This window comes from uncultured Campylobacter sp., from assembly GCF_937997405.1.
Taxonomy (GTDB): domain Bacteria; phylum Campylobacterota; class Campylobacteria; order Campylobacterales; family Campylobacteraceae; genus Campylobacter_B.
This window is the reverse complement of record NZ_CALKTL010000106.1, coordinates 1-5,291: the sequence shown is the minus strand read 5'-3', so window position 1 is coordinate 5,291 and position 5,291 is coordinate 1. Positions and strand designations below refer to the sequence as shown.

Annotated in this window: 4 protein-coding genes and 1 pseudogene; all 5 read left to right on the top strand. The window is 46.5% G+C overall.

Annotation, left to right across the window (positions count from 1 at the left end; genetic code table 11):
* Positions 1–622 (top strand): insulinase family protein (locus tag Q0372_RS05705; RefSeq protein ID WP_298103639.1); only part of this gene is annotated, 622 nt, incomplete at its 5' end.
* Entirely contained in the window at positions 622–2,265 is a 1,644-nt protein-coding gene (gene yidC / locus Q0372_RS05700) for a membrane protein insertase YidC (protein WP_298103637.1), read from the top strand. The genes Q0372_RS05705 and yidC, both read left to right, overlap by 1 nt.
* The gene (locus Q0372_RS05695) at positions 2,262–3,017 is read left to right on the top strand and encodes a Jag N-terminal domain-containing protein (protein ID WP_298103634.1); all 756 of its coding nucleotides are present in this window, start codon (positions 2,262–2,264) and stop codon (positions 3,015–3,017) included. Before yidC ends, Q0372_RS05695 begins: the two co-directional genes overlap by 4 nt.
* A gap of 2 nt (positions 3,018–3,019) precedes the next feature.
* Positions 3,020–4,768, top strand: coding sequence for a tRNA uridine-5-carboxymethylaminomethyl(34) synthesis GTPase MnmE (gene mnmE / locus Q0372_RS05690; RefSeq protein ID WP_298103631.1), 1,749 nt, complete (start codon positions 3,020–3,022; stop codon positions 4,766–4,768).
* Between the two features lie 59 nt (positions 4,769–4,827).
* Positions 4,828–5,291: pseudogene (locus Q0372_RS05685) on the top strand (acyltransferase); the annotation flags it as partial.

Genomic DNA, 5,291 nt, shown 5'->3' with positions numbered 1-5,291 from the left:
CAGCCGCATCATGGCGGCACTCTATCCCGATACGACATACGGCTATGAGTCGGGCGGCGATCCCGAGGCGATTCCCGCGCTGACGCAGGAGCAGTTCCTCGCGTTTCATGCGCGCTATTATCATCCGTCCAACAGCTATATCTATCTCTATGGAAATCTCGACATCGAGGAGAAGCTGGCGTATCTCGACCGTGCCTACCTCTCGCATTTTGACCGCATTCCCGTGCCGTCGCGCATTGATCGTCAGTCTGCATTCCCGGCGTGCGTCCGCAAGGATCATTTCTATCCCATCGGCGCGGAGGAGCCGCTTGCAGAGAATGCCTTTCTTTCGCTCAGCTGGGTGATCGGCGATACGTCGGATATGAAGCGTGTCATGGCACTGCAGATTCTCGATCACGCGCTGCTGCGTATGCAGGGCGCGCTCTGCGCTGTAGCGGCTAGAATTTTAAGGTGCAATCCGCTCTTTAGCGGTGGCATAGATTATCCTATAATCGCGCGAAATTTCAAATTTTGTGTATTTTCTAAAATCCGCAGCAACAATGCCTCTGCGGATAAATTTAAGCTTTGGTTTATACCATACAAAAAAAATAGATATTACGTCATACGACTAGGAGAAAAATAGTGCTAGATAAACTTCCTCAATCAAAGCGCCTTGCTATCGCAATAGCAACTGCGCTCATATTTTTCGTAGCTTACGATCATTTTTATTTATCAAAAATTCGCGCCGCTATGGAGGCAAACGCAACCGCAGCGCAAATCGCGCAAAAAAATGCCGCCAAGTCCGCTCCGCAAACTACCGCTGCTGGCGTGAGCGCGCAGGGAGCGAATTTAAATACCACAAATTCCATCTTTGCACCGTTAGTACGCGTAGTCGGAAAAGAAGCAAATTTTACGATCGACGGGCTCGGTCGCATAAGCTCGTATATACTAAACGATGCTAAATTCCGTGACGAAAACGGCGATGCGATAAATTTGATCGATCCTAAATCACATTCTAAACCGCTTGAGATGCGCTTCGAGGACGCGGCGTTGAATGCGATGGCTTTCGATACTCCTTACAGCGCTTCATCTAGCGAGCTGGACGTACGAAACGGAGAGGCTAGCGTTACGTTAAGTCAAAGTTTAGGCGCCGTTAGCATAAATAAAATTCTTACCTTTTATCCAAATGGTAGTTATAAATTGGATCTGAAGTTAAGCGGCAATGCGCGTTATTTTATCAGCCCTGGCTCGCGCCCGAACGTAGAAGTAGATAGCTATACGGTTCACGGCGTCATCGTAGGAAAACCTGGCGAAGCGGGAATTTCAGATAAAATCGCTTCATTTTTTACAGGCTCGCAGGCTATAAACGAAAGCGTAGAAATTTTTAAAGATGGCGACGTGGATAAAAACGAGCGAATAAGCGGTGCAAATATCGCTGCGAGCTCCGATCGCTATTATACGACGCTATTTTACGGAGAGAGCTTGAATGTGATCGTGACTGACGCAGATAAAATTTCGCAGGTTTTCATAGGCTCGGACGGCGATCTTAGTCTTACGGGCTATATCGGTGCGAAAGATCACGCGGCGCTAAGCTCGATAAATCCTGCTCTTACGCACATTATCGAATATGGCTGGTTTACCTTCATCGCCCGCCCGATGTTTAAATTTCTAAACTGGCTGCACGGCTATATCGGTAACTGGGGCTGGTCGATCGTAGTGCTTACGCTCATTATCCGCCTAATCTTATTCCCGCTAAGCTACAAGGGAATGCTATCGATGAATAAGCTAAAAGATCTGGCGCCCAAGATGAAAGAGCTTCAAGAAAAATACAAGGATGATAAGCAAAAGCTGCAGATGCATATGATGGATCTGTATAAGAAAAACGGCGCCAATCCGATGGGCGGCTGCTTGCCGATCCTGCTTCAGATACCGGTATTTTTCGCGATCTACCGCGTGCTGCTTAATGCGATCGAGCTAAAGGGCGCGGAGTGGGCGCTGTGGATCCACGATCTGTCGCTTAAAGATCCATATTACATCCTGCCAATTACGATGGGAATTTTGATGTTTTTGCAGCAAAAGATTACGCCGACTACGTTTACCGATCCGATGCAAGAGAAGATGATGAAATTCTTGCCGCTCATTTTTACGGTATTTTTCGTAATGTTCCCGGCGGGTCTTACGCTATACTGGACGGTAAATAATTTCTGCTCCATTATCCAGCAATACGTCATTAATAAAGCCTTTGCTAGGCATAAACAAGCTCAAATAGCGGAGAAAAAATCATGATAATTGAAGCAGAAAATTTAAAAGACGCATATAATAAAGCAGCAGCTGAGCTTGGATGCTCAGTAACGCAACTTAACGTGCGCGTCTTGCAGCATCCAAGCGGCGGATTTTTGGGCTTTTTTAAAAAAAATGCCGTAATAGAAGCGGTTTTGGAAGGGGAGAAATTTAGCGAAAATCCGGAATTTAGCGCCCCGCAAAGCAAAGCCGGCAAAGCAGAGAAAAAGCAGGGCGATAAATCAGAGCCGCAAAATCCGCGCACCACGCATTCTAAACATCGCAAAGAAAAGCAAAAGGGCGTTGTGACGGATGAAATTTTATCCGATATCAAAGAGAAGCTATCTGCACTTTTTAGATCAAGTGAGTTTAATATCGAAGTTAGCGATGTTAGCAAAATCGACGAAAATACCGTCTATATCAAGCTGCAAGGCGAGGATAGCGCGCTTTTGATAGGCAAAGAGGGGCACCGCTACAAGGCGCTCTCGTATATGATTTACAACTGGATCAGCATCAGATATGATCTTGCCGTAGTTTTTGAAATCGCGGAATTTTTACAAAATCAAGAACGATTTATCGATTCTTATGTAAATGCGCTCGTGGAACGCTCCGGAAATGAGCGTATCGTCACGAAGGCTTTTGACGGCGCATTTATCAAAATCGTAGCCGACAAGCTAAAGCAGGCGTATCCAGATCGTTTCGTGGGCATCAAATCCACGCGTAGCGGCAAAATCGTCATCGTAGACGAAAAAAGCTAATCGTGAGCGAGACTATCGCCGCTATCGCTACGGCTCACGGCATCGGCGGAATTTGCATAGTTAGAATTTCAGGCGAGGAAGCGCTATCTATCGCTCTAAGCCTTTCACATCGCAGTTTTTTGCGACCTCGCTATGCTACGCTTGTGAATCTTTTTGACGCGAGCGGCGAAGCGTTCGGCGAGGCGATTTTGATATATTTCAAGGCTCCGCATAGCTTTACCGGCGAGGATGTCGTAGAAGTGCAGAGCCACGGCGGCTTTACGGCTTCGTCCTTGGCGTTAGATGCCGTGCTGGCTCTAGGTGCACGCATAGCAAATCCGGGCGAGTTTAGTAAACGAGCGTTTTTAAACGGTAAAATGGATCTTAGTAAAGCCGAAGCCATAAGCGATCTTATAAATTCACGCTCGCAAAGTGCGGCTAAAATTTTAGCTAGAAACCTGCGCGGCGAGCTGGCAGACTTCGTCGCAAATCTGCGCGCAGCTCTGGTTAAGACGCTAGCTTTTGTCGAGGTTTGCATCGACTACGCAGAGGACGATCTGCCTTCTGATGTGCTGCAAAACTCGCAAGAAATGCTTAGCCAAAATATCGCTTCGCTAGAAAAAATCACTCACATCAGCCGCAGTCGCAAAGGGCTAATCGAGGGCTTTAAGGTGGCGATCGTAGGCAGGCCCAACGTCGGCAAATCAAGTATACTAAACGCGCTTTTAAATTTCGAGCGCGCTATCGTGAGCGACGAAGCGGGCACTACGCGCGATCTCATCGAAGAAAGCCTGCAGATAGGCACTCATCTAATCCGTATAGTCGATACTGCAGGTATCAGACACAGCGGCTCAAAGCTCGAGAGTATCGGCATTTCATATTCGCTTCGCGCTGCAAGCGAGGCAGACGTTATTTTGGCAGTGTTTGACGCAAGTCGCGAATGGGACGCCGAAGACGCGCAGATCCTAAAAATATTGCGCGAACAAAAAGACAAAAAAATCATCTACGTTTTAAATAAATGTGACTTGCCGCGTAAATTTCATTCTAGCGTGGAGGATCTTGACGAGGATTTAGAGGCTTTTTCTGCAAAAAATTTCGCAGCTGAAAGTCCCATATCAGAGAATTTCACAGCCGAAAATTTAAAGCAAAGTCATACCTGCGACGCTTCTTTAAATTCCTGCGCGCAGAATTTAAAAGCTAAAAATTTAAAGCGTGACTTAAACGCGCAAAATTCTACTTCCACAAATTCCGCGCCTACAAGCCAAATAGCTCTTGCGAATTCCATAAATCTGGTGGGGCAGAATTCCGCCGCAAAAGCGGGACTAGTGTCGCCAAATACCGAGCGCGTTACTGCAAGCTGTGCTGCGGAGAATTTCACGCAGGATGATTCCAAACAAAATTCTGCAAATTCCATCGCGCCTAGTAGCTCTGCAAAAAATTCCGCTAGGCAAACTACCCAAGCAAATTCCATTTTTACGCCACTTGAAATTTCTGCAAACGAGGGCGTGGATAAAATTTTAACCGCGCTTGAGAGCTACTTAAATTCTCAAAATTTCGATGGCCTTATGCTAAGCAGCGAGCGGCAAATTCTATCTTGCGAGAGCGCGCTTGCGGCTCTTAAAAACGCGAGCGAGCGCCTGGCTTGCGGCGAGCTTGAGCTTTTTGCATTTGAGATAAATCGCGCGATTGAGGCGATTGCACGTATTTCGCGTCCATTTGAGCGAGACGAAATTCTAGACGAAATGTTTAGCAATTTTTGCCTCGGCAAATAGCGTTTTAGCTACTAATTAGCCAAAATTCAATATAATCTCGCATTTAAAACGAGGTCTTTATGAAGGAAAAAATCCAATATTTTTTGGCGCTGTGTCTGATAAAATTTGCAAAATTCGCGCCGAAAAGCTTCATATTCGCATTTTTCGATAAGCTCGCACTTTTTGCATCGTGGAAGCTTAGTAGGCGCGTTAAAGTCGCGCAGGATAACCTTCGCGCCGCTTATCCACAAAAAAGCGAAAGTGAGCTTCACTCTCTTGCGATCGAGAATTTTCGCAGTATCGCTAGGACGCTTACCGACACGCTTTTATTTTACAACGGCAGACTAAAATTTGATGATCTGATTTCAAACGGCGAGCAGGCGCTAGAGCGCGTCCGAAAGCTAAAAGGTGATAATCCGCACGGGATTTTATTTTTTACCGCACATTTTGGAAATTGGGAAATTCTAGCTAATTTTTTTGGCGCCAACGGCTTTCCTGTCTCGGTAGTCGGGCGTCGCAGTGATAACGAGCTGATCGAAGAGCG